This is a genomic window from Kribbella sp. VKM Ac-2568 (assembly GCF_004345365.1).
Lineage (GTDB): Bacteria > Actinomycetota > Actinomycetes > Propionibacteriales > Kribbellaceae > Kribbella > Kribbella orskensis.
The window spans coordinates 354,279-373,490 of sequence record NZ_SLVF01000006.1 but is presented as its reverse complement, the minus strand read 5'-3'; the positions used below and the strand labels follow the sequence as shown (position 1 = coordinate 373,490).

The following is a 19,212-nucleotide window of genomic DNA, read 5'->3' as shown; positions in this document are numbered from 1 at the left end:
AGGGTTGCTGTACCAGAGCACTACCTAGCCACCGGAGCACTGACTAGGCGACCAGCGCGAACGCCTGCGCGGAAGTCGAGTACGCCCCAGGGGACGAAACGGTGCGCTGCGGCGACGATTCGGCCACCCGGATCGACGAGGTCTGCAGCCGCAGCGGCACGGTGGCCCGCACGGCGGTGGCGAGGTCGAACTGCACCTCGGCGAGCAGGTCGGACAGCTCGAGGTCCAGCGCCCGGCAGATCGCGGCCAGGATCTCCGAGGACGGCTCCTTGCGGCCGCGCTCGATCTCGGACAGGTAGGGCACCGACACCTGAGCCTGTTCGGCGAGCTCGCGCAGGGTGATCCCCCGCTCGCGCCGCAGCCGGCGGAAGACGTTTCCGATCACCTGGCGTAGCAACACGTCTGGTCCTCCTCGGTCCGATGTCCTGTACCGAGTGTGCCACCCCGCCCGGGTCTGCGGTGGGCAGATCTGCCGAGGGCAGATTCCCGGGCCGGATCGCCGTGTGGCGCCCACGCTGGAGACATGAGCGAGACCACGTCACCGAATGCCCTCGACAACCACATCTACCAGCGCCTGCTCTGGCAGCGCATCGTCGTGCTCGGCGAAGAGATCAAGGAGGAGAACGCGAACGCCCTGTGCGCCCAACTGATCTTGCTGAACGCCGAGGACCCCAAGGCGGACATCTCGCTCTACATCAACTCCCCCGGCGGCTCGGTGTCGGCCGGGCTGGCGATCTACGACACGATGAACTTCATCAGCAACGACGTCGCGACGTACGCGATGGGGCTGGTCGCCTCGATGGGCCAGGTGCTGCTGACCTGCGGCACGCCCGGCAAGCGGTTCGCGCTGCCGCACTCGCGGATCATGATGCACCAGCCGCTCGGCGGCATGGGTGGCACCGCGACCGACATCAAGACCCAGGCAGAGCAGATGATCCTGGCCAAGAAGGACCTGGCCAGGCTGCTCGCCGACCGGACCGGGCAGCCGCTGGACCGGATCGAGACGGACTTCGACCGGGACCGCTGGTTCACCCCGGACCAGGCGCAGGAGTACGGGATCGTCGACCAGGTGCTGACGCGTCCTCCGGCGCCCGTGCCGGCGTGAAGTACTCCGGCTACTGCTGACCGAGGGCTTGAGCCAGATCGCCGGTGAGGTCGTCTGGGTCTTCGAGGCCGATGCTGAGCCGCAGCAGCCCTGCGTGCGGCTTGGCCTCGTCCGCGACCAGCCGGTGAGTCAGCCCGGCCGGGTGCTGGATCAGGGTGTCCACCCCGCCTAGCGACACCGCATGGGTGATCAGCCGCAGCGACGCGGCCACCCGGGCGGCAGCGTCGTACCCGCCTGCGGTAGTGAAGGCCAGTACTGCGCCCGGCCCTGCCTGCTGGCGGCCGATCAGCCCGCGCGGGTCGCACTCGGGGAGGCCGGGGTAGTACACCTTGTCCACAGCCGGGTGGGTGCTCAGCCAGTCGGCCACCTTCGCTGCCGAGGCCTGCTGCGCGCGCACCCGTACCGGCAGCGTCTGGAGCCCGCGGTGCAACTCGTACGCCGCCAGCGGGTGCAGGAGTGCTCCGGTGAGCGCACGGATCTGCCGGAGCCGGGCGGTCCACTCGGTGTCGGCAGCAACCAAGCCGCCCATCACGTCGCCATGCCCACCGAGGTACTTCGTCGCCGAGTGCAGGACCAACGTGGCCCCCTGCGCCCTTGGCCGCTGGAGCACCGGGGTGGCGAAGGTGTTGTCCACAAGCACCGGCACGCCGTTGGCCAGGCGGGTCACCTCGGCGATGTCCACGAGTTCCACCGTCGGGTTGGCGGGGGTCTCCACCAGTACCAGTCCGGTGTCCGGCTGGAGTGCCTCGGCGATGCCGCCCGGGCTGGTCCAGGTGACCGTCGTACCGAGGAGGCCTGTGGACAACAGGTGGTCCGACCCGCCGTACAGCGGGCGGACGCCGACCACGTGCGGGCGTTCGGCGGCGACGGTCGCCAGCAGGCAGGCGGTGAGGGCGGCCATGCCACTGCCGAAGGCGACGGCTCCCTCGCACTGCTCGAGCTCGGCGAGCGCCTGCTCGAGGCGGGCGACGTTCGGATTCCACAGCCGCTGGTAGACGAGGCTGCCGCCGTCCGGGCCGTTGCCGAGCGCCAACGCGTCATACGACGCGCCGCCGGCGGCCACGCCGGGCAGCGGGTAGGTCGTGGAGAGGTCGATGGGCGGGACGTGGACGCCGAGCGCGGTGAGGTCGTCACGGCCGGCGTGCACGGAGCGGGTGTCTGGCTGAGTCATCTTCGCCTCCTTCGGGTGAGGCGAGGATGGAATCTTCTGCAGACGGAGTGCAATAGTTCCGAAGAAAATTCGTCCACAGGCTTGTCCACACGCTGTGGATTCTGTGGATGACATTTACAGTGGGGGCATGCCGAAGGATCGTCGGACGCCTGGACCGGCCCCGCGGCCGGTGGCTGCTGCGCTCGACGAGGTCGATCAGGAGCTGGTCCGGCTGCTGACGGCCGACGGCCGGATGCCGAACAACGCACTGGCCGAGGCGACCGGGATCGCGCCGTCGACCTGCCTGACGAGGGTCCGCGCACTGCGCGAGCGCGGGGTGATCCGCGGATTCCACGCGGACGTGGATCTGGCGGCGCTCGGGCAGCCGCTGCAGGCGATGGTGGCGATCCGGATCGGCGCCCACTCACGCGACGAGATCGACCGCTTCCGCCACCAGGCTCCACGCCTGCCCGGCGTCCTCGCGCTCTACCACGTGAGCGGCGCCAACGACTACCTGCTGCACGTGGCCGCCGCCTCCCCCGACGCCCTCCGCGAGTTCGTCCTGGACCACCTCACGGCAGATCCTGCGGTCAGCCACGCCGAAACCAGCCTCATCTTCGAACACGTCCGAGGCATCCCCACAAGCTAGCCGCGGACCGGCTGCCGGGCGATCGCTCGCCAAGGGCTAGCGGGGCTTCAGGTTCCAGGCTTTGGCGAGGAGGGTGTAGGAGGCGCGGCGCTCGGCCGGGTCGTGGATGTTGGTGGTGATGATGAGTTCGTCGGCGCCGGCGGATTCCGCTCGGCGGGCCAGGTCGGCTGCTACCTGGTCCGGGGTTCCTACTGAGACCAGGCCCGACCATTCCTCGACGGCTGCTCGTTCGCCTTCGGACCACGGGTAGGCCGCGGCTTCCTCGGGGGACGGGAGCGGGCCGGGGCGGCCGGAGCGAAGACGGAGCATGGAGAGTTCGTTGGCGCGAGCGAGAGCCTGGGCGCGTTCCTCGGTCTCGGCGACGATCGCAGCCAGGGCCAGGATCGCGTGCGGCTGGGACTGCTCGGGGGAAGGCTGGAACATCTCTCGGTAGGTGCGGATCACGCCTGCCGGGTCGAGGGTGCCGAAGTGGCCGGCGTACGCGAAGCCGGTGCCGAGCGCGGCAGCCGCCTGGCCGCCGTACGCGCTGGAGCCAAGGATCCACACGGGCGGCAGCGGTACGTCGTCCGGCTGCGCGGAGATCGGGGCGAACGGGTGGCCCGCCGGGAAGCCCTCGGCGTACGCGCGCAGTTCGGTGTACTGCTCGGGGAAGTCGTCGGCGCCCAGCGCCTCGCGGCTGCGGCGGAGGGCCAGGGCGGTGCGTTGGTCGGTACCGGGGGCTCGGCCGATGCCGAGGTCGATCCTGTCCGGATAGAGGCCGCCCAGCACGCGGAACGTCTCGGCCACCTTCAGCGGCGAGTGGTTCGGCAGCATGATGCCGCCGGAGCCGACCCTGATCGTCGAGGTCGCCGCGGCGACGGCTGCGATCATCACCTCCGGGCTGGAGCTGACCACGCTCGGGATGTTGTGGTGCTCGGCGAGCCAGTATCGCTGGTACCCGGCGGCTTCGGCGGTCCGCGCCAGCTCCAGGGTCTCGTGCAGCGCCTGGGACGGTCGCGTCCCGGTCGGCACGGGCGAAAGGTCGAGCACGGACAGCGGCATACCTTCGACACTCACGACTAACACCCAACCACCCCTCCCCAACCCCTATTCCTCCGACCTGTACTCCGGTCAGCCGGGCGGGCGGGGTCAGGCGGGATAGGGAGTGGTGGTGCGGGCTTCGCGGAGGGGGCGGGCCCACCAGGCCAGGTGATCCAGGAGGGTGGTCGCTGCCTGCGGGGTGGTGGGGTCGGTCGGCGCGCCCTCGGGGGTGAAGGGGTCCGTGGGCTGGTGGAAGCAGAGGGTCTCGCGAATGGTGACGGCGTGGAGCTCGCCGAAGACCTGGCGGAGTTGCTCGGCGGCGCGGAGTCCACCGGAGCGGCCGCCGTAGACGATGAAGGCGACGGGTTTGGCGTACCAGGGGCGGCGGACGGCGTCGATGGCGGTCTTGAGGTCGCCCGGGTAGCCGTGGTTGTACTCGGGGCAGACGATGACGATCGCGTCCGCCTCGTCGATCCGCGCGGGCAGCTCGGTCAACGGAGTCTGATCGAGATCCACCAGATCGAGCTTGAAGTCGTCGCGTTGCTCCACCTGCCGGCCGAACCAGTCGGCCACGGCCGTGCCGAACTTTCCCGCCTCGGAGTTCCGGACGAGCAGGACCAGCCGCAGCGGATGAACAGTCACTTTTCGGACCGTAGTACCTCAACAAGACTTGAGGTCAACCGGCGACGGGCGGGGCGATCGTCGTACGTGCGCGGTCTATTCCGATCCGGATGCAGAGGTCTCGGGGTGGGAGGGGTTGGCAGGCGTGTCTGGGTCCGCGGTCGCCGGGTCGGGCTCGGCGGGCTCGGCCGGTTGGTCAGGAGTCGGAGGCATGGACGCGGGTGGCCGCGGCGGCGTGGCCGTGGAGAGGGCCGTCTTCGCGGCCCGCATCAACTCGACGGACTCCGCCGACCCAGACGGCTGGGACGGCTCCGAGCTGTCGGACTGGAGGACGCCCACCTCGGTCCAGGCCGTGCTGACAGCAGAGACCTGCGGAGAGTCAGCGCCGAAGAGAGTCTCAGCGGCGGCGAGCGTGGCCTGGGCGAAGTCGATGAAGGTAGCCGTCTCCGACAACTCGCCGGAAGTGAGGGTGTCGTACCAGATCCGGCCGGCGTCCCCGTACGCGTTGCCGCCGAGAGCCATCGCCACCAGGTAGAAGGCGTGGTTCGGGATGCCCGAGTTGATGTGGACGCCACCGTGGTCGGCGGTGGTCTCGACGTACCCGGACATGTGGGCCGGCTGCGGATCCCGCCCCAGCCGCGGATCGTCGTACGCCGTGCCCGGCGCCTTCAGCGAGCGCAGCGCGGCGCCGCTGACGCCCGGGCGGAAGATATCGGCGCCGATCAGCCAGTCGGCGTCGGCGGCACTCTGGCCGCGGTGATGCTGCTTGGCCAGCGAGCCGAAGACGTCGGAGATGCTCTCGTTCAGCGCGCCCGACTGTCCCTCGTAGACGAGGTTGGCCGTGTACTGCGTGACGCCGTGGGTGAGTTCGTGACCCGTCACGTCGATGGACCGGGTGAAGTCGCCGAAGATCTCGCCGTCCCCGTCGCCGAAGACCATCTGCGCGCCGTTCCAGAAGGCGTTCGCGTAGCCCCGGTCGAAGTGCACGGTCGAGCTGAGCAGCAGCCCCGCGCCATCGATCGAGTCGCGCCCGAAGCACTCCTGGAACATCGCCCAGGTCGCACCCGTCCCGTCGTACGCCTGGTTGACCGTCAGGTCCGTGGTGGCGGGGTCGCCCTCGGCGCGGACCACGGTGCCGGGCAGCGAGGTGCCGTTCTCCGCATCGTGGACGACTCGTCGCGGCCCTTGTCCGGCCCCCTCATCCTGGAAAGGAGCGGCATCCTGGGAAGGAGTCGCCGAGGAGCGGGCCCGGAACACGGCGTCGTGCTGCAGCGACAGGCGGTAGCGAGCGCGCAGGTTCGGGTCATCCGCGGTCCGCTCGAGGTGCTCGAGCAGGTACGGCGGGACGATGTGATGGACCCTCATGACCAGATGGTGCCCTTTCGAACGGGCACAGCAAAGGGCGAAATGCGGTAAAGTCGAGGATTTGTGGCTACCACCAGAGAAATGAAGGAAACCGGCTCTGGGAACCTGCGAAGGATAGTTTATCACGAGGGGTTGGAATTGCTGAAACCGGTCCAGGCTGAACAGGTTTACCTGACGACTTTCTATACGGCGCTCGACCGTGAGCGGGAGCGTACGGAGAGTCGCCGCGGCGACGAGCAGATCGCCGGCACCCGCAACGCGCAGGCCCTGCACCAGCGCGACGGCCGGATCCGCGACCTCAACGCGCGCCTGTCCCGGCTGAACTCGGCCGAGGAGGGGCTGTGCTTCGGCCGGCTGGACGACGAGTCCGGCGAGGTGCTGCACATCGGCCGGATCGGTCTGCACGACGAGGAGTACGAGCCGCTGCTGGTGGACTGGCGGGCTCCGGTGGCCAGGCCGTTCTACATCGCCACAGCGGTGGCGAATCACGGCATCGTGCGCCGCCGGCACATCCAGACCCGGCTCCGCCAGGTGGTCGACGTCCAGGACGAGCAGCTCGACCTGGACCGGACCGCGGACGGCGCGTCCCAGCCCGGTGGCGGGGTGGTCGGCGAGGCGGTGCTGCTGAACGCGCTGGAGGCCCGGCGGACCGGCACGATGGAGTCGATCGTCCGGACGATCCAGGCCGACCAGGACCGGATCATCCGCTCGGACCTGGCCGGGGTGCTGGTGGTCCAGGGCGGTCCCGGCACCGGCAAGACGGCAATCGCGCTGCATCGTGCGGCTTTCCTTTTGTATACACATCGAGAGCTTCTCGAAAAGCGCGGAATTCTGGTAGTCGGCCCCAATCCGACGTTCCTGAAGTTCATCGGCCAGGTGCTGCCGTCGCTCGGTGAGGACGGTGTCCGGCTCGTCACCGTCGCGGAGCTCTACCCGGGCCTGACCGCGACCCGGCCTGAGCCGGCCGAGGTGTCCGAGGTCAAGGGCCGCGCGGTGATGGCCGAGGTGATCGAGACCGCGGTCGCCGACCGGCAGTGGGTGCCGGCCGAGCCGCTCGAGCTCACCGTCGACCGGACCGTACTGCGGCTGGATCCGTCGCTGTTCGAGGACGCCCGCGCCAGGGCTCGCGCCCGCCGGCTGACCCACAACCAGGCCCGGCCGTTCTTCCTGAAGGACATCATCGACGCGCTGACCGGCCAGTACGCGGACATCATCGGCGAGGACCCGCTCGGCGGCGAGAACCTGCTCGACGACTACGACCTCCAGGAGCTACGCGCCGAGGTGGTGGCCGAGCCGGCCGTGGTGGCGTTGCTCGACCGCCTTTGGCCGCTGCTCACCCCGGAGGACCTGCTGGTCGACCTGTACGGCGACGAGGACAGGCTGGCGTCGGCGGCTCCACAACTCAGCCCGCTGGACCGCGAACACCTGCTCCGGTACGGCGACGACTGGAGCCAGGCCGACGTCCCACTGCTCGACGAGGCGGCCGAGCTCCTCGGCGACGACGGGCGCGACCGAGCCCGCGAACGCGCGGAGCGAGCCCGGGCGATCGCCTATGCCCAGGGATCCCTGGACCTGTTGTCGGGCTCGGGATCGACCGACTACGACGAGGACGACGAGGCGGAGATCCTCAGCGCCAAGGACATCCTCGACGCGGAGACCCTCGCCGCGCGGTACGAGGCTGGGGACGATCGCACGCTGGCGGAGCGGGCCTCGGTCGATCGCCGCTGGACGTACGGGCACGTGATCGTCGACGAGGCGCAGGAGTTGTCCCCGATGGCGTGGCGTGCGATCGCCCGGCGCTGCCCGCTGCGCTCGATGACGCTGGTCGGGGACGTCGCCCAGACGGGTGCGGCCGGCGGTGGTACCAGCTGGAAACAGGCACTCGCGCCGACGTTCGGGGATCGCTGGCGGCTTGCGGAGCTGACGCTGAACTACCGGACACCGGCCGAGGTGATGGAACTCGCCGCGGCTGTCCTGAAGGAGGTCGACCCGACCGCGAAGCCGCCTCGCTCCGTCCGGTCCACCGGGGTGAAGCCTTGGCACGTGGAGGTCCCGGCCGCGGAGCAGGCGGCGTACGCGGGCAAGGTGGCCGGTGCAGAGGTGCAGCACGGGCAGGTCGGGGTGATCACTTCGCGGCATCGGCTGGAGATCGTGCAGGAGGCGATCGGCGACCTCGCAGATGTCACGGTGCTGACTGTCGCCGGGGCCAAGGGACTCGAGTTCGACTCGGTGCTGGTGGTCGACCCGGACGGCATCCTGGTCGAGTCACCCCGGGGACTGCGGGACCTGTACGTCGCGCTGACCCGCTGCACTCAGCGGCTCGGTGTCATCGGTCCGCTACCCGACGTACTCCGCGACTCGGACACGTGGGAGATCCGGAGCTGAGGTCTGTTCCGGCCGCCCCGATCGTCATATTTTCGGAAGATGAAGAAGCCACTTCAGTGTCTTCTCGGCTTACACAGGTGGAGAACCGAGCGCAACGAGGAAGGGCAGCGGTACCAGCTGTGCCTGCGTTGTGGGACTTCGCGCGACAAGCTCTCGCTCAATGACTTCGGAGCCGGATTCTGAGAGCTAGTGGTCGACGCAGCACTTCTGCTGGTGCTCGACCTCGAACGGAATGAGTACGCCGCCGGCGGTCGGCTGGACCAGGAGGACCACCCGGCCGTTGCGGCGGATGGGGCGGACGAAGTCGAGGGTGTCGATCACGGTGTCGTCCTCGACCGGGAGACCGCCGAGGGCTTCCACCTCGTCGATGCCACCGCGTTCGCGGAGCTCGGCCGCGCCGGCCCGGATGATCGCCGAGCCGACCTTGTCCGCGACGGGGTCGGTGCCCAGCCTGCCGCCGAGCGGACCCAGGTCCGAACCGGAGATGGAGACGGCGAGGTGCGGCCGGTCGCCGCCCGGCACCATGTGGGTGCAGGCGACGATCGGACCGGACACGGTGGCGAGCAGCTGGTGCAGGAGGTGCTCGGCCTCGAGCGTGTCCCGGCTGTCCGCGTCGACGGCGATGATCACTTCTTCGGCAGAATCCAGATCGGGTTCGTGTAGAACCACAGGTCGGCCCACGGGTCCGCGTCGCCGACCACGTCGAGCTGCGGTCCCTTCGGGTCGATCGCCGCACCGAGGTAGCCGGCCTGGCTGCGATTGCCGTCGGTACCGCGGACGCGCACGTAGAACGGCTCCTCCGCCTTGCCGAGCGGCAGCACCTCGGGATCGGGCTCATGGTCGCGCGGGTGAGCGTGCGAGTGTCCCATCGTGCGTCCTCTCGGATGGCAGAAACCGCCGGGATCATCGCCTTTCCGAGTGACAGCAAGGTGTTTCTCCACATGAACCTCACAGGCCGCCTCCTGCCTCACCTTCCCTTGTTCTGCGATGGCGTCGCAGCTGCCGGCGGGCATGGACACAGCGGCCGGACCCGGTTTGAATGGCGCGGATGAGACGGCAGGTGTGGGCGGTGGTGCTGGCGACCGTGTTGGTGGCGGTGGTCGGCGTCGTGGTCGCCCTTGCCTCCCGCAACGACGCTGCCTCGCGCGGCGGCGACCTGGGCACCGTGCCCTCTGCCGGCGAGTCGCCCACGGCAAGGAACGTCGTCACGCCTACGCCGCCCCCGACCACCCGCCCGAGACGGACGCGACCGATCGTCTATGTGTTCCCCGTCGGTGGGTGTAAGGCGTCTGCCTCGCAGAGTCATCATGACTATCCGGCTTCGGACATCTTCGCGAAGGTGGGATGCCGGTTCGTGGCGCCTGTGGATGGGCGGGTCGACGAGGTGACTCGGGTCGATGCGTGGGACCCGAAGACGAATGTGGGCCGGGATCGCGGCGGGTTGTCGGTGTCGGTGGTGGGGGTCGATGGGGTCCGGTACTACGGGTCGCACCTGTCGGCGATCGCGGCGGGGATCAAGCCCGGCCTTCAAGTCAGGGCCGGGCAGACGTTGGCGCTGACAGGGAAGACCGGGAGCGCGCGGGCAACGCCGGCTCATCTGCATTTCGGGATCAGCTGGCCGACAGCGGCGGGCAAATGGTGGATCCGGCGCGGGTCAGTCCCGCCGCAGAGCTACCTGAACGCGTGGCACGACGGCAAGACGCTGTCGCCGGTTCAGGCGGTCGCACGCGCCCGGACGGCGTACGGGGTCGATCGCGGGTGCCGCTCGTACTGCTGAGGGTCAGCGAAGCGGACGGAAGAAGGCGCGGATGTCGTCGACGAGGAGGTCGGGGGCTTCCAGCGCGGCGAAGTGGCCGCCGCGGTCGAACTCGCTCCAGTGGGTGACGTGGTGCTCCCGCTCGAGGATGTGCCGCATCGCGGGATCGGTCGGGAAGACGGCGACGCCAGTGGGCACGGTGGAAGGCGGCGGATCAGCCGATGCGTGGCGGTTCTCGTAGTACAGGTTGGCCGAGGTCGCGCTCGTGTTGGTGAACCAGTAGATCGACACGTCGGTGAGCAGGTGGTCGAGCGAGACCGCGTCCTCCGGCAGCGGGCGAGCCGGGTCGGTCCACTCCTGGAACTTCTCGAGGATCCACGCGAGCTGCCCGACGGGTGAATCACTCAGGCCGAACGAGACCGTCTGCGGCTTGGTCGACTGCAGTTCGGCGTACCCCGTGCCGGTGGACCGAACCTGCTTCGCCGCCGCGAGCTTGGCCTGGTCGCGCTCGCTCAGGTCGTCGAAGTCCCCGGGCCTCGCGGCAGGAAAGGCCAGACCACCATTGAGGTGTACGCCGACCACGTGGTCCGGGTTGATCCGCCCGAGCAGCGGTGACACCACCGACCCCGTGTCACCACCCTGAGCGCCGTACTGCGAGTAGCCGAGGCGGGCCATCAGCCTGGACCAGGCTAGGGCGATCCGCTGGTGGTTCCAGCCGGATTCCTCCAGTGGGACGGAGAAGCCGTGGCCCGGGACGGACGGCGCGACCACGTGGAAGGCATCGGCCGGGCCACCGCCGTGGGAGGCGGGATCGGTCAACGGGCCGAGCACGTCGAGGAACTCCGCGACCGAGCCCGGCCAGCCGTGCGTCAGTATCAGTGGGAGCGCGCCGGGTTCGGGCGACCGCGCGTGCAGGAAGTGGATCGTCTGACCGTCGATGCGGGTGGTGAACTGCGGGAACGCGTTGAGCCGCTCCTCCCAGCTCCGCCAGTCATACTCCAGCCACCTAGCCACAACCCGCTGTAGGTAGTCGACGGGCACCCCGCGCTCCCAACCGGTCGAAGGGAGCGCTCGGGGCCACCGGACGCGCTCCAGCCGCTCGCGCAGATCGTCGATCGCCTCCTGTGGCACCTCGATCCGGAACTGCTCGATCCCTACCGGCGAATCCATTCCGCCAGGCTAGACAGCGGCCTTCGATCCGGTGCGGATTTTCCTGTCCGCGAGATCGAGTGGCAGCAGAGCGACGAGGAGGAAGACTCCGCCGAGGGGCATCAGGTCGAGGTTGATCGTGATGGTGATGAAGCCCAGCAGCAGGAGCACCGGCGACCAGACCGGCAGCTGGTGTTCGCGGGTGAGGAGGATGGCCAGCGTGAGCAGACCGGCGAGGAACAGCAGCGGGCCGACCGTGTAGAGGGTGTCGTACAGGCCGAGGTCGCCGGGCCAACGGTCGTACTCATCGCCGATCACGGACATGGCGGCGTGGTCGTCGGCGCGGAATCCCACGATCAGGTCGATCACGATCACCCGGAGGAACGCGGCGACGCCGATCAGCCCGGCCACCAGCGCGACCAGGCTCACCCCGCGCGCTCGGGCGAGCAACCCGCGCAGGACGAACAGCGCCACGGCGTACAGGGTGAAGCCGGTCAGGAAGAGCAGGTGGCCGATGGTCCAGGCGAGGCCGGGGCCGTGATCGCCATCCGCGCCGTCGATCCACCGGATGATGCCATAGGCAATGAAAAGGAGCGGTGCGGCAACGAAGGTCTTGGTCATGGTCACCATGCTGGCGAGCCGGCCCGGCCCGCACCTCGCCGCCGAGGACCAACTTGCCGCTGCGACTAGGTCGTGGGAGTGATCAGGCCGGTCTCGTAGGCGGCGATCACCGCCTGGACCCGATCGCGAAGGCCCAGCTTGGCCAGGGTGTTGCTGACGTGCGTCTTCACCGTGTGCTCGCTCACCGTGAGGGCCGCGGCGATCTCAGCGTTCGAGAGGCCGCGGCCGAGCAGGACCAGCGTCTCCCGCTCGCGCGACGTCAACACGTCGAGGCTCGCGGCCGGACCACTGCGGGGGCGGTTGCGGGTGAGGTCCGCGATCAACCGGCGAGTGATGGTCGGCGCGAGCAGCGACTCGCCCGCGGCGACCACCCGGACGGCGTGGACGAGGTCGTCGCGGCGGACGTCCTTCAGCAGGAACCCGCTCGCTCCCGCGTACAGCGCGTCGTACACGTAGTCGTCGGAGTCGAAGGTGGTCAGCATGATCACCTTCGTCGCGGTGCCGGCGCAGATCGTGCGAGCCGCCGCCAGCCCGTCCATCCGCGGCATCCGGACGTCGAGCAGCGCAACCTCGGGCCGGTGGGCGCGCACCAGTTCGACCGCCTCGGCGCCGTCGCCCGCCTCGCCGACCACCTCGATGTCGGGCTGCGCCTCGAGGATCATCGCGAACCCGCTGCGGACGAGTTCCTGGTCGTCGGCAAGTACCACTCGGATCATCGGACTCCTTCTGGACAAGGCAATCTGGCCCGAACCTCGAAGCCACCACCCGGACGCGGCCCGGCCTCCGCAGTACCGCCGCAAGCGGCCGCACGCTCCCGGATCCCGACCAATCCATGGCCGCCAGCAACAGTTGCCTGCTGCCCCTGCCCGTCGTCGACGATCGAGACCTCGAGCTCGTCGGCCGACCATTCCAGCCGTACTGCGACGTGCTGCGCGCGGGCGTGTTTCACGGTGTTGGTGAGCGCCTCCTGGACGATCCGGTACACCGCGATCTCCGTGTCCGGTGGCACCGGCCGCCGCTCACCCGTCACCTCGAGCGACGCGGTCCCACCGACGAGCTCGGGCAATTCGTCCAGGGTCGGCTGCGGAAGTCGCTGCGTTTCGTCCGCCTTGAGCACGCCTAGCAGCCGCCGGAGTTGCGTCATCGCGTCCCGCCCGGCGTCCGCGATCGCCTCGAAGGCCTGCTCCGCCCGCTCGGGATCACGCCGTACGACGACCGGGCCGGCCTCGGCCTGCACCACCATCAGGCTGACCGCGTGCGCCAGGATGTCGTCCATGTCGCGAGCGACGCGGGCCCGTTCCTCCGCCGCGGCGCGGGCCGCTTCGGCGACGCGCTCGCGCTCGAGTTGCTCCGCCCGTTCGCGCAGGGTCTCGGCATGCTCCCGACGGGTCCGCTCGAGAGAGCCCAGCAGGAACGCGGCCAGCGGAAGCAGCAGGGTGAACATGAACTCGTCGAGGTCGTTGTGCTTCAGCAGCAACGAGGCCGGCGGGAAGGTCACGAGGATGGCGACGAGTACGCCGAGCCGCTGCCACCGTTTCCGGCCGAGACTGGCGACCGTGTAGATCGCCACCAGGCCGGCGTACTGCAGGTTCTGTCCGGGGCGGTGGTACGCCGAGACTTCGGTGGCGGCCGCGCCGACGATCACCATCACGGCGAAGGGGGCGCGCCGGCGCCAGAGCAGCGGGATCACCGTAGCGAGGTTCAGGAGCAGGCCGAGCGCGGTCGCCTCGCCCGGGGCGGCGCCGATGAACGGGACCGAGGTCGCGACGGCGACGGCGAGCACCAGGCCCACGTCGACGGCGCGGTCGACCGGCCGCGGACCGGGGATCCCCAGGCGCGCCAACCAGCCATCGATCAGTCCGAGCACGCCCCCAGTCTGACTCAGCGGACCGGCCAGGACCTCGCTCGCACGAGCGAGGTCCCCGCCCCGCCTCCCCCGACCCGGTCAGTGCCCGGAGCCGCCGCGGGGCGGCGAGTGGGGCACGGCGGCCGGCTGGCTCAGGGCCAGGTGAGCATGGCGGCGCCGCGGGCGGGGGCTGCCTGGTTCGCGGGATCGCCTGCTCTTCAGGCGTTCGCGTAGTACTCGGGTTTCATCTCAATCAGCTGGACGTAGTTGCCGTCCGGGTCGATCATCGTCGCGAACCAACCGACGCCCCGATCCTCGGGCTCGACCAGCCACTCCACGTCGAGCGTCCGCAGATGCGCGGCCGCCGCCTGGATGTCGTCGACCGCGAAGTTGATCACCACGCGACCGGGTTCGGCGGTACGGCCGGCGACGTCGTCGCGCTTCTCGATCACCAGGCCGAAACCACCGACGTTGAGATTGCCGTAGCCGTCCGTCTCGGCGCGGAAGCCGTCGCGGTACCACGTCTTGAGACGGTCGGGGTCGGTGCTGCCGAGCAACATGCTGTTCAGAACGGGCCGGTCCATGATGTCTCCTCCTCCGAGCCGGCTTTCGGCTCACGACCGGTACGTCGGAGTCGCCGCGGCAGGCTCGACACGGCCCGGCGGCAGAGACAGAAAAACGTCCGCACCGGAGGACCAGGCGCGGTCACGGTGCGGACGGTGAATGTTCTTCTACTTCAGGCGCTGTTACTAAGAGACTTACTGAATCACGCGCATTCCAGAGGGGATTGAGGGCGGCAAGCGAGGGGCAGAACGCCCGCTGTCGCTTGCCGCCGATCGATGGCTTCGATCCCGCAAGTCCGGAGGACTAGCGGGGGGCCACATCCCACATGCGCTCGCCGGGCAGGGGGTCGGGGAGACGATCGACGGCCGGCATCGGGTCGTTGGTGACCCGGAGACCGGCGAAACGACGGCTCATGGCGTGTGCGTACCGCTCGGCCAACGCCGGTTCGGCGTTGTAGTCGGCGATGACATGCTCACCGAACCAGACTCGTACGCGTCGGCGCTCAGACGTCTGGGTGGCGGTGGCGGTTGTCACTTGTCCTCCTGGTAATTCGAGGGGTGGTCGGCCTTCAGGCGCGGAGCGAGCGCGGTGCCGGTGCGCCGTGTGTTCACCGTCACGTCAGATCCAACGGACGACGCGGACGTCAGGTCACGCCCGAATTTGGCCGATCGTCCAGAAAGTGGAATCCATTCCCCATCGCCGCTCGAAGCTTTGTTCGGTTCTCGCTGGAGAGCCAATTCACAGGGTTTCCTCAGGAACGACACGCCGGGTGTGACATCGCCGCTCCGTAGGCTGGGTGACGTGACCATCGAAGACGCTGGGCCGAGGGCTCTGGCTGTTCCTGAACGGGTCGTACTGCCAACGGGGATCGCCACTGTCCAGACCGAACAACTGATCGGAGACGTCAGCGACGCGCTCCGCTTGCTCGACGCCGTGGAGCGGGTCCGCGGCCATGCACACCCACTGATCCTCGGCCTGCAGGACGCCGTCGGCATGAAGATGCCCGCCGCTCTCGTGCTGAGCGCGATCTCGAACGGCCGGGACACGGTCGAGGCCGTCGCCGAGCAGATCGGCACCACCCCCGGCGAGGCAGAGCTCGCGATCGCCGACCTCGCCGCGCTCGGCTTGGTCCGCACCTCCCCGGAGCTCGCCGTCACCGGGGTTGGCCAGGCGCGACTGGCCCAGCTGGACGGCCTGACGGTCCGCGTCCTCGACGTGGTCACCGGCATCCTCGGCCCGACCGACGCTGCCCAGCTGGTCCGCCTGCTGCACACCGTCGCCGACGGCCTCGAGTCGGCCACCGTCACCGCCACCGCATCGGACCAGTCCCTCCCGCCAGCGATCCTGCACAACTGACCACCGCGCGTACGGCGTACCGCCTGAGTACGCCGTACGCGGGTGATCCCCGCGTACGCCGTACCGGCGGGGTGATGTCGAAGCGGGCGGGGGTGGCGTCGACGTACCTGGTGAAGGGCACCGCTTGGTGCGTGACGCGAGGAGGGCGAGATGTTCAAGGAGACGAAGGCGTTCAGCGGGTTCTCGGTGGACGACATCCCGGCGGCCAGGGAGTTCTACGCCGGGACGCTAGGGCTCGAAGTAACCGAGGACAACGGGATGCTCCAGCTGCAGATCGCCGGCGGGAATCCGGTGCTGGTGTATCCGAAGGACAACCATGTGCCGGCCGAGTTCACCATCCTGAACTTCCCGGTGGACGATATCGCGGCCGCCGCGAAGGGGCTGGCAGACCGAGGGATCACGTTCGAGCGGTATGGCGACGGCCACGACGAGCAGGGCGTCTTCCGAGCGGGCGGACCGCCGATCGCCTGGTTCAAGGACCCGGCGGGCAACGTGCTCTCGGTCATCGAGGAATGAGCGGTCAGCTGCTGGGGATCGGGTCGTCGTACTGCCCGAGGCGACCCTGGTAGCGAGAGTGGCCGAGATACGGCCACGCGTAGGCGGTGCAGCCGTGCAGGCCGAGGGTCTGCTGCTGCATCACGGGCGCGGGCTGTCCCGCAGCAGGGCACAGCTCGTGCCCGCGGCCGAGCCGGTGGCCGGTCTCGTGATTGATCATGTACTGCCGGTACTGCGGCAGCGGTGCTCCGTAGTTCGGGACACCGTGAGCCCAGCGGGCGACGTTCAGCACGACGCGGTCGCCGATCCGGCAACTCGTGTACCGGTCGGGGCCGCCGCCACAGATGGCGTCGCGGGTCGACGGCGTGACGAGCATCAGGGTGAAGTCGGCCGCCTGGCCCGGACCGACCTGACGGAATCGCCAGAGTCCACCGGAGGCCCAGCCCTGCGGGGCGGCGTACGTGGCCCGGACGAAGTTGGCGAAGGCGGTGCGGTCGACGCCCTTGATGCCGCCCTCGATCGCGATCTGGAAGGTGCGGAGGGTGCCGGCCTTGCCGATCGTGGCCGGGTTGCCGGGGAGCACCGAGTAGCGCACCGTCCCCCGCTGCGGGTAGGCGATCCGCTCCGCTGGTCCGCCCGGCGCCGAGCTCGTCTTGGGCGAGACCTTGGCGCCGGGACCGCTGGCGGGCTCGTTCTCGGCTTCCCCTGGGTCGTTCTGCGCCCGGCCGTTCTGGGATTGACCGTTCTGGGATGGGCCGGTGGAGGTGTTGGCGGCCGGCCGCTCCGGGTAGCCGTTGCGGGCGAACGGGCTGGCCGGGAGCTGGTACAGAGCTCCCACGGCGACCGCCGCCGCGATCCCCAGGACGGCGACCCTCATCTTGCGCATCGACAAGCTCCTCACACCGCGCCCACGTTGAGCGCGTCCTCACCTCTTACTTGCCTGATCCGGCAGAACCCCTTCTCGGTCCGGTGATCTCACGACCCGTGCTGCCTCGACCTCTGTTGCCTCGACCTCTGGTGCCCGATCCCGCGGAACCCATGAATCGCGCTTCCATGCTCGCTCGCTCTCGAGCGGACTCAAGCGCGGACGATCCTCAGGCGTTGGGCCGGGTAGCTGCTGTCGGCGAAACCGAGCGCGCGGTACAGGCCGTCGCCTTCCGCGGTGGCGTGAAGCTCGACCTGGCCGACGGCGGTCTCGTCGCGGTACCAGTCGAGCAGTGCGATCACGCAGGCGCGAGCCAGGCCGCGGCGACGGAAGGCCGGCTCGGTGCTGACGTTGTACAGGTGCCCGCGCGTCGTGCTGAGGTCATTCGGACCGGGCGGGTGCACGTTGCAGTTCCCTGCGGCGCCGGCGACCACGCCGACCTCCGGGTCGTCGACGACGAACGCGGCGAACGTCTCCGTCGAGGCGAGCTGCTCGGTGAAGAACCGCAGCGCGGACTCCCGCCATGGTGCGTCCGCACCACCGATGTCCTGGCCCATCGCCGCAAGCATCAACCCCCTGAGCCTGACAAGCGCCTCCGCGTCATCCGGCTTGGCCCGACGTACCTCGATCCCAGTCACCCGGAAATCATCTCCCGCCGCGGTCGGACGAGTTGTAGGCGCCCAACTGCTGGATCTGGTTGGGCCGGCGGCAGGTCTCAGCCGAGCGGCGTACCTGTCACGCGTAGCGGATGCCGAGGCCGCCGTCTACGGACCAGTTGGCGCCGGTGACGAAGGCGGCGGCTGGGGAGGCTAGGAAGCAGACGACTTCGGCGACGTTCTCGGGGGTGCCGATGCGGCCGAGGGGGTGGACCTGGAGGGCGGAGTCGCGGGCGCCGGGGATGGTGTCGAAGAACTCCTCGAGCAGGTCGGTGCCGATGAAGCCTGGGCTGACGGCGTTGACTCGGACGTCGTGCGGGGCGACGTCGAGGGCGAGGCTGCGGGTCATGCCGACCAGGCCGGACTTCGCCGCGGCGTACGGGAACATGCCGGCGGTGGTCAGGTTCGAGTGGATCGAGGCGATGTTGACGATCGAGCCGTGCCGGGCGGCGATCATCGCGGGCAGCACCTGGCGCGCCATCAGCCAGGCGCCCTTGAGGTCGACGTCGAAGACGCTGTCCCATTCCTCGACGGTCATCTGGGTGGCATCGGCGTAGGCGTTCTTGCCGGCGTTGTTGACGAGCACGGTGATCGGCTTGCCGAGTTCCTCGGTGAGCGAGGCGACGGATCGGCGGACAGAATCCTCGTCGGTGATGTCGCCGACCGCGGCAGCCACCGTCGCGCCGGTCTTCCTGATCTCCTCGGTGGTGCCGGCGAGCTCATCAGCCAGTATGTCGAGCAGCGCGACCGCGGCGCCTTCCTCGGCGGCCTTGGCGGCTACTGCGCGGCCGATACCCCGGGCGGCTCCGGTAACGAGCATGACCTCGTCCGTCAGACGTCCAGACACTGCTGCCTCCTCCATCGGTGTAGAAGCACCCTAGTGCCCGTAGATCCCCGCTCGGGCGGCCGCGGCGGAATCTCTCGCATACTGTTCGGCGGCCACGCGCGACAGCGGCTGCCGCAGCAACACCAACTGGTGGTAGATCGGCGCCGTCGCAGTCATCAGAACGCGCTGGGGATCGGTGTCCGGCGGGACCTCGCCGCGATCGATGGCTCGCTGTACTACGACCGCGCTCCGGGTGTACCGGTCCTCCCAGAAAGCACGCAACGCGTCGGCCGCCTCCGGAGTACGGAACGAGGACGATATGACGGCGACCGTCAGCGAAGGCGCGACGGCTAGTGCGTCATGAATCTCCCGGTTGAGCTTCATCAGGTCGCCTTCGAGCGAGCCGGTGTCGGTCGGCGCCCAACTGTCATCCACGCCCGCGGCCAACAGATCGACCAGCAAGCCGGCGACAGTTCCCCAGCGGCGGTAGACCGTCGTCCGGTGCACGCCCGACCTCGCGGCGACGCCGTCGATGGTGAGCCCGTCGTACCCGTGCTCGGCCAGTTCGGCCTCGACGGCCTTCAGCACGTCCGCCCGGACCCGGGCGGTCCGGCCGCCGGGCCTGGTTGCGTTCTCAGCAACTGCCATGGCATGATCCTAATGCAACATTCGTCGCATTAACCGGAGGTAGCAGTGATCTTCTGACCCCCGCCGTCGAACCCG

23 protein-coding genes are annotated in these 19,212 nt (G+C 69.4%); 6 read left to right on the top strand and 17 right to left on the bottom strand.

Going from position 1 to position 19,212, the window contains the following annotated elements:
* Nucleotides 1-43: 43 nt before the first annotated feature.
* Nucleotides 44-400 (bottom strand): helix-turn-helix domain-containing protein, encoded by a 357-nt coding sequence (locus EV648_RS19765; protein WP_132191708.1) that lies wholly within the window; start codon nt 398-400, stop codon nt 44-46.
* A 123-nt stretch (nt 401-523) separates the two neighbouring features.
* On the opposite strand from EV648_RS19765, the gene EV648_RS19760 reads away from it, so the two are divergent.
* Entirely contained in the window at nt 524-1,105 is a 582-nt protein-coding gene (locus EV648_RS19760) for a ClpP family protease (protein ID WP_132293530.1), read from the top strand.
* A 10-nt stretch (nt 1,106-1,115) separates the two neighbouring features.
* On the opposite strand, the gene EV648_RS19755 is transcribed toward EV648_RS19760, so the two are convergent.
* Nucleotides 1,116-2,276 (bottom strand): PLP-dependent aspartate aminotransferase family protein, encoded by a 1,161-nt coding sequence (locus tag EV648_RS19755; RefSeq protein ID WP_132293527.1) that lies wholly within the window; start codon nt 2,274-2,276, stop codon nt 1,116-1,118.
* Nucleotides 2,277-2,403: 127 nt separating this feature from the next.
* On the opposite strand from EV648_RS19755, the gene EV648_RS19750 reads away from it, so the two are divergent.
* A complete protein-coding gene (locus EV648_RS19750) occupies nt 2,404-2,904 on the top strand; it encodes an Lrp/AsnC family transcriptional regulator (protein WP_132293524.1) in 501 nt (166 codons plus the stop codon).
* A 36-nt stretch (nt 2,905-2,940) separates the two neighbouring features.
* Here the strand turns inward: EV648_RS19750 and EV648_RS19745 are convergent, their stop codons facing one another.
* The 3 genes from EV648_RS19745 to EV648_RS19735 form a co-directional block, all read right to left on the bottom strand.
* Nucleotides 2,941-3,960 (bottom strand): LLM class flavin-dependent oxidoreductase, encoded by a 1,020-nt coding sequence (locus tag EV648_RS19745; protein WP_241995383.1) that lies wholly within the window; start codon nt 3,958-3,960, stop codon nt 2,941-2,943.
* Nucleotides 3,961-4,032: 72 nt separating this feature from the next.
* Nucleotides 4,033-4,566: an NADPH-dependent FMN reductase gene (locus tag EV648_RS19740; protein WP_132293521.1), complete on the bottom strand. Its 534-nt coding sequence runs from the start codon at nt 4,564-4,566 to the stop codon at nt 4,033-4,035.
* 75 nt (nt 4,567-4,641) lie between these two features.
* Nucleotides 4,642-5,910, bottom strand: a complete 1,269-nt coding sequence (locus tag EV648_RS19735) for a M4 family metallopeptidase (protein ID WP_132293518.1) — start codon at nt 5,908-5,910, stop codon at nt 4,642-4,644.
* 132 nt (nt 5,911-6,042) lie between these two features.
* On the opposite strand from EV648_RS19735, the gene EV648_RS19730 reads away from it, so the two are divergent.
* Nucleotides 6,043-8,295 carry an ATP-binding domain-containing protein gene (locus tag EV648_RS19730; protein ID WP_241995382.1) on the top strand — a complete coding sequence of 751 codons (2,253 nt, stop codon included), beginning with the start codon at nt 6,043-6,045 and terminating at the stop codon, nt 8,293-8,295.
* Between the two features lie 186 nt (nt 8,296-8,481).
* Here EV648_RS19730 and EV648_RS19725 read toward each other — a convergent pair whose 3' ends face one another.
* Both EV648_RS19725 and EV648_RS19720 read right to left on the bottom strand, forming a co-directional pair.
* The gene (locus EV648_RS19725) at nt 8,482-8,925 is read right to left on the bottom strand and encodes a hypothetical protein (protein ID WP_132293512.1); all 444 of its coding nucleotides are present in this window, start codon (nt 8,923-8,925) and stop codon (nt 8,482-8,484) included.
* Nucleotides 8,922-9,164, bottom strand: coding sequence for a hypothetical protein (locus EV648_RS19720; RefSeq protein WP_241995381.1), 243 nt, complete (start codon nt 9,162-9,164; stop codon nt 8,922-8,924). Before EV648_RS19720 ends, EV648_RS19725 begins: the two co-directional genes overlap by 4 nt.
* A gap of 179 nt (nt 9,165-9,343) precedes the next feature.
* Here EV648_RS19720 and EV648_RS19715 point away from each other — a divergent pair, with 179 nt between their 5' ends.
* Nucleotides 9,344-10,072, top strand: a complete 729-nt coding sequence (locus EV648_RS19715; protein ID WP_132293509.1) for a M23 family metallopeptidase — start codon at nt 9,344-9,346, stop codon at nt 10,070-10,072.
* 3 nt (nt 10,073-10,075) lie between these two features.
* Here EV648_RS19715 and EV648_RS19710 read toward each other — a convergent pair whose 3' ends face one another.
* The 6 genes from EV648_RS19710 to EV648_RS19685 form a co-directional block, all read right to left on the bottom strand.
* Nucleotides 10,076-11,221 carry an epoxide hydrolase family protein gene (locus EV648_RS19710; protein ID WP_132293506.1) on the bottom strand — a complete coding sequence of 382 codons (1,146 nt, stop codon included), beginning with the start codon at nt 11,219-11,221 and terminating at the stop codon, nt 10,076-10,078.
* 9 nt (nt 11,222-11,230) lie between these two features.
* Complete coding sequence (locus EV648_RS19705) at nt 11,231-11,821, bottom strand: hypothetical protein (protein WP_132293503.1); 591 nt, start codon at nt 11,819-11,821, stop codon at nt 11,231-11,233.
* 65 nt (nt 11,822-11,886) lie between these two features.
* The gene (locus tag EV648_RS19700) at nt 11,887-12,537 is read right to left on the bottom strand and encodes a response regulator transcription factor (RefSeq protein WP_132293500.1); all 651 of its coding nucleotides are present in this window, start codon (nt 12,535-12,537) and stop codon (nt 11,887-11,889) included.
* Nucleotides 12,534-13,688: a sensor histidine kinase gene (locus tag EV648_RS19695; protein ID WP_199234706.1), complete on the bottom strand. Its 1,155-nt coding sequence runs from the start codon at nt 13,686-13,688 to the stop codon at nt 12,534-12,536. Before EV648_RS19695 ends, EV648_RS19700 begins: the two co-directional genes overlap by 4 nt.
* A gap of 197 nt (nt 13,689-13,885) precedes the next feature.
* Nucleotides 13,886-14,251, bottom strand: coding sequence for a VOC family protein (locus tag EV648_RS19690; RefSeq protein ID WP_132293497.1), 366 nt, complete (start codon nt 14,249-14,251; stop codon nt 13,886-13,888).
* A gap of 283 nt (nt 14,252-14,534) precedes the next feature.
* Nucleotides 14,535-14,765 (bottom strand): hypothetical protein, encoded by a 231-nt coding sequence (locus tag EV648_RS19685; protein ID WP_012924486.1) that lies wholly within the window; start codon nt 14,763-14,765, stop codon nt 14,535-14,537.
* 267 nt (nt 14,766-15,032) lie between these two features.
* Here EV648_RS19685 and EV648_RS19680 point away from each other — a divergent pair, with 267 nt between their 5' ends.
* Together EV648_RS19680 and EV648_RS19675 are read left to right on the top strand one after the other, a co-directional pair.
* On the top strand, nt 15,033-15,587 hold the full coding sequence (locus EV648_RS19680) for a MarR family transcriptional regulator (protein WP_132293494.1): 555 nt from the start codon (nt 15,033-15,035) through the stop codon (nt 15,585-15,587).
* A 150-nt stretch (nt 15,588-15,737) separates the two neighbouring features.
* Nucleotides 15,738-16,103 (top strand): VOC family protein, encoded by a 366-nt coding sequence (locus tag EV648_RS19675; RefSeq protein WP_132293491.1) that lies wholly within the window; start codon nt 15,738-15,740, stop codon nt 16,101-16,103.
* Nucleotides 16,104-16,107: 4 nt separating this feature from the next.
* Here the strand turns inward: EV648_RS19675 and EV648_RS19670 are convergent, their stop codons facing one another.
* From EV648_RS19670 to EV648_RS19655, 4 genes are all read right to left on the bottom strand, one after another.
* Complete coding sequence (locus EV648_RS19670; protein WP_241995380.1) at nt 16,108-16,968, bottom strand: DUF3152 domain-containing protein; 861 nt, start codon at nt 16,966-16,968, stop codon at nt 16,108-16,110.
* A 191-nt stretch (nt 16,969-17,159) separates the two neighbouring features.
* A complete protein-coding gene (locus tag EV648_RS19665) occupies nt 17,160-17,645 on the bottom strand; it encodes a GNAT family N-acetyltransferase (protein ID WP_132293488.1) in 486 nt (161 codons plus the stop codon).
* 97 nt (nt 17,646-17,742) lie between these two features.
* Nucleotides 17,743-18,510: an SDR family NAD(P)-dependent oxidoreductase gene (locus EV648_RS19660; RefSeq protein WP_132293485.1), complete on the bottom strand. Its 768-nt coding sequence runs from the start codon at nt 18,508-18,510 to the stop codon at nt 17,743-17,745.
* Between the two features lie 30 nt (nt 18,511-18,540).
* Nucleotides 18,541-19,137 carry a TetR/AcrR family transcriptional regulator gene (locus EV648_RS19655; RefSeq protein WP_132293482.1) on the bottom strand — a complete coding sequence of 199 codons (597 nt, stop codon included), beginning with the start codon at nt 19,135-19,137 and terminating at the stop codon, nt 18,541-18,543.
* Between the last annotated feature and the right edge of the window lie 75 nt (nt 19,138-19,212).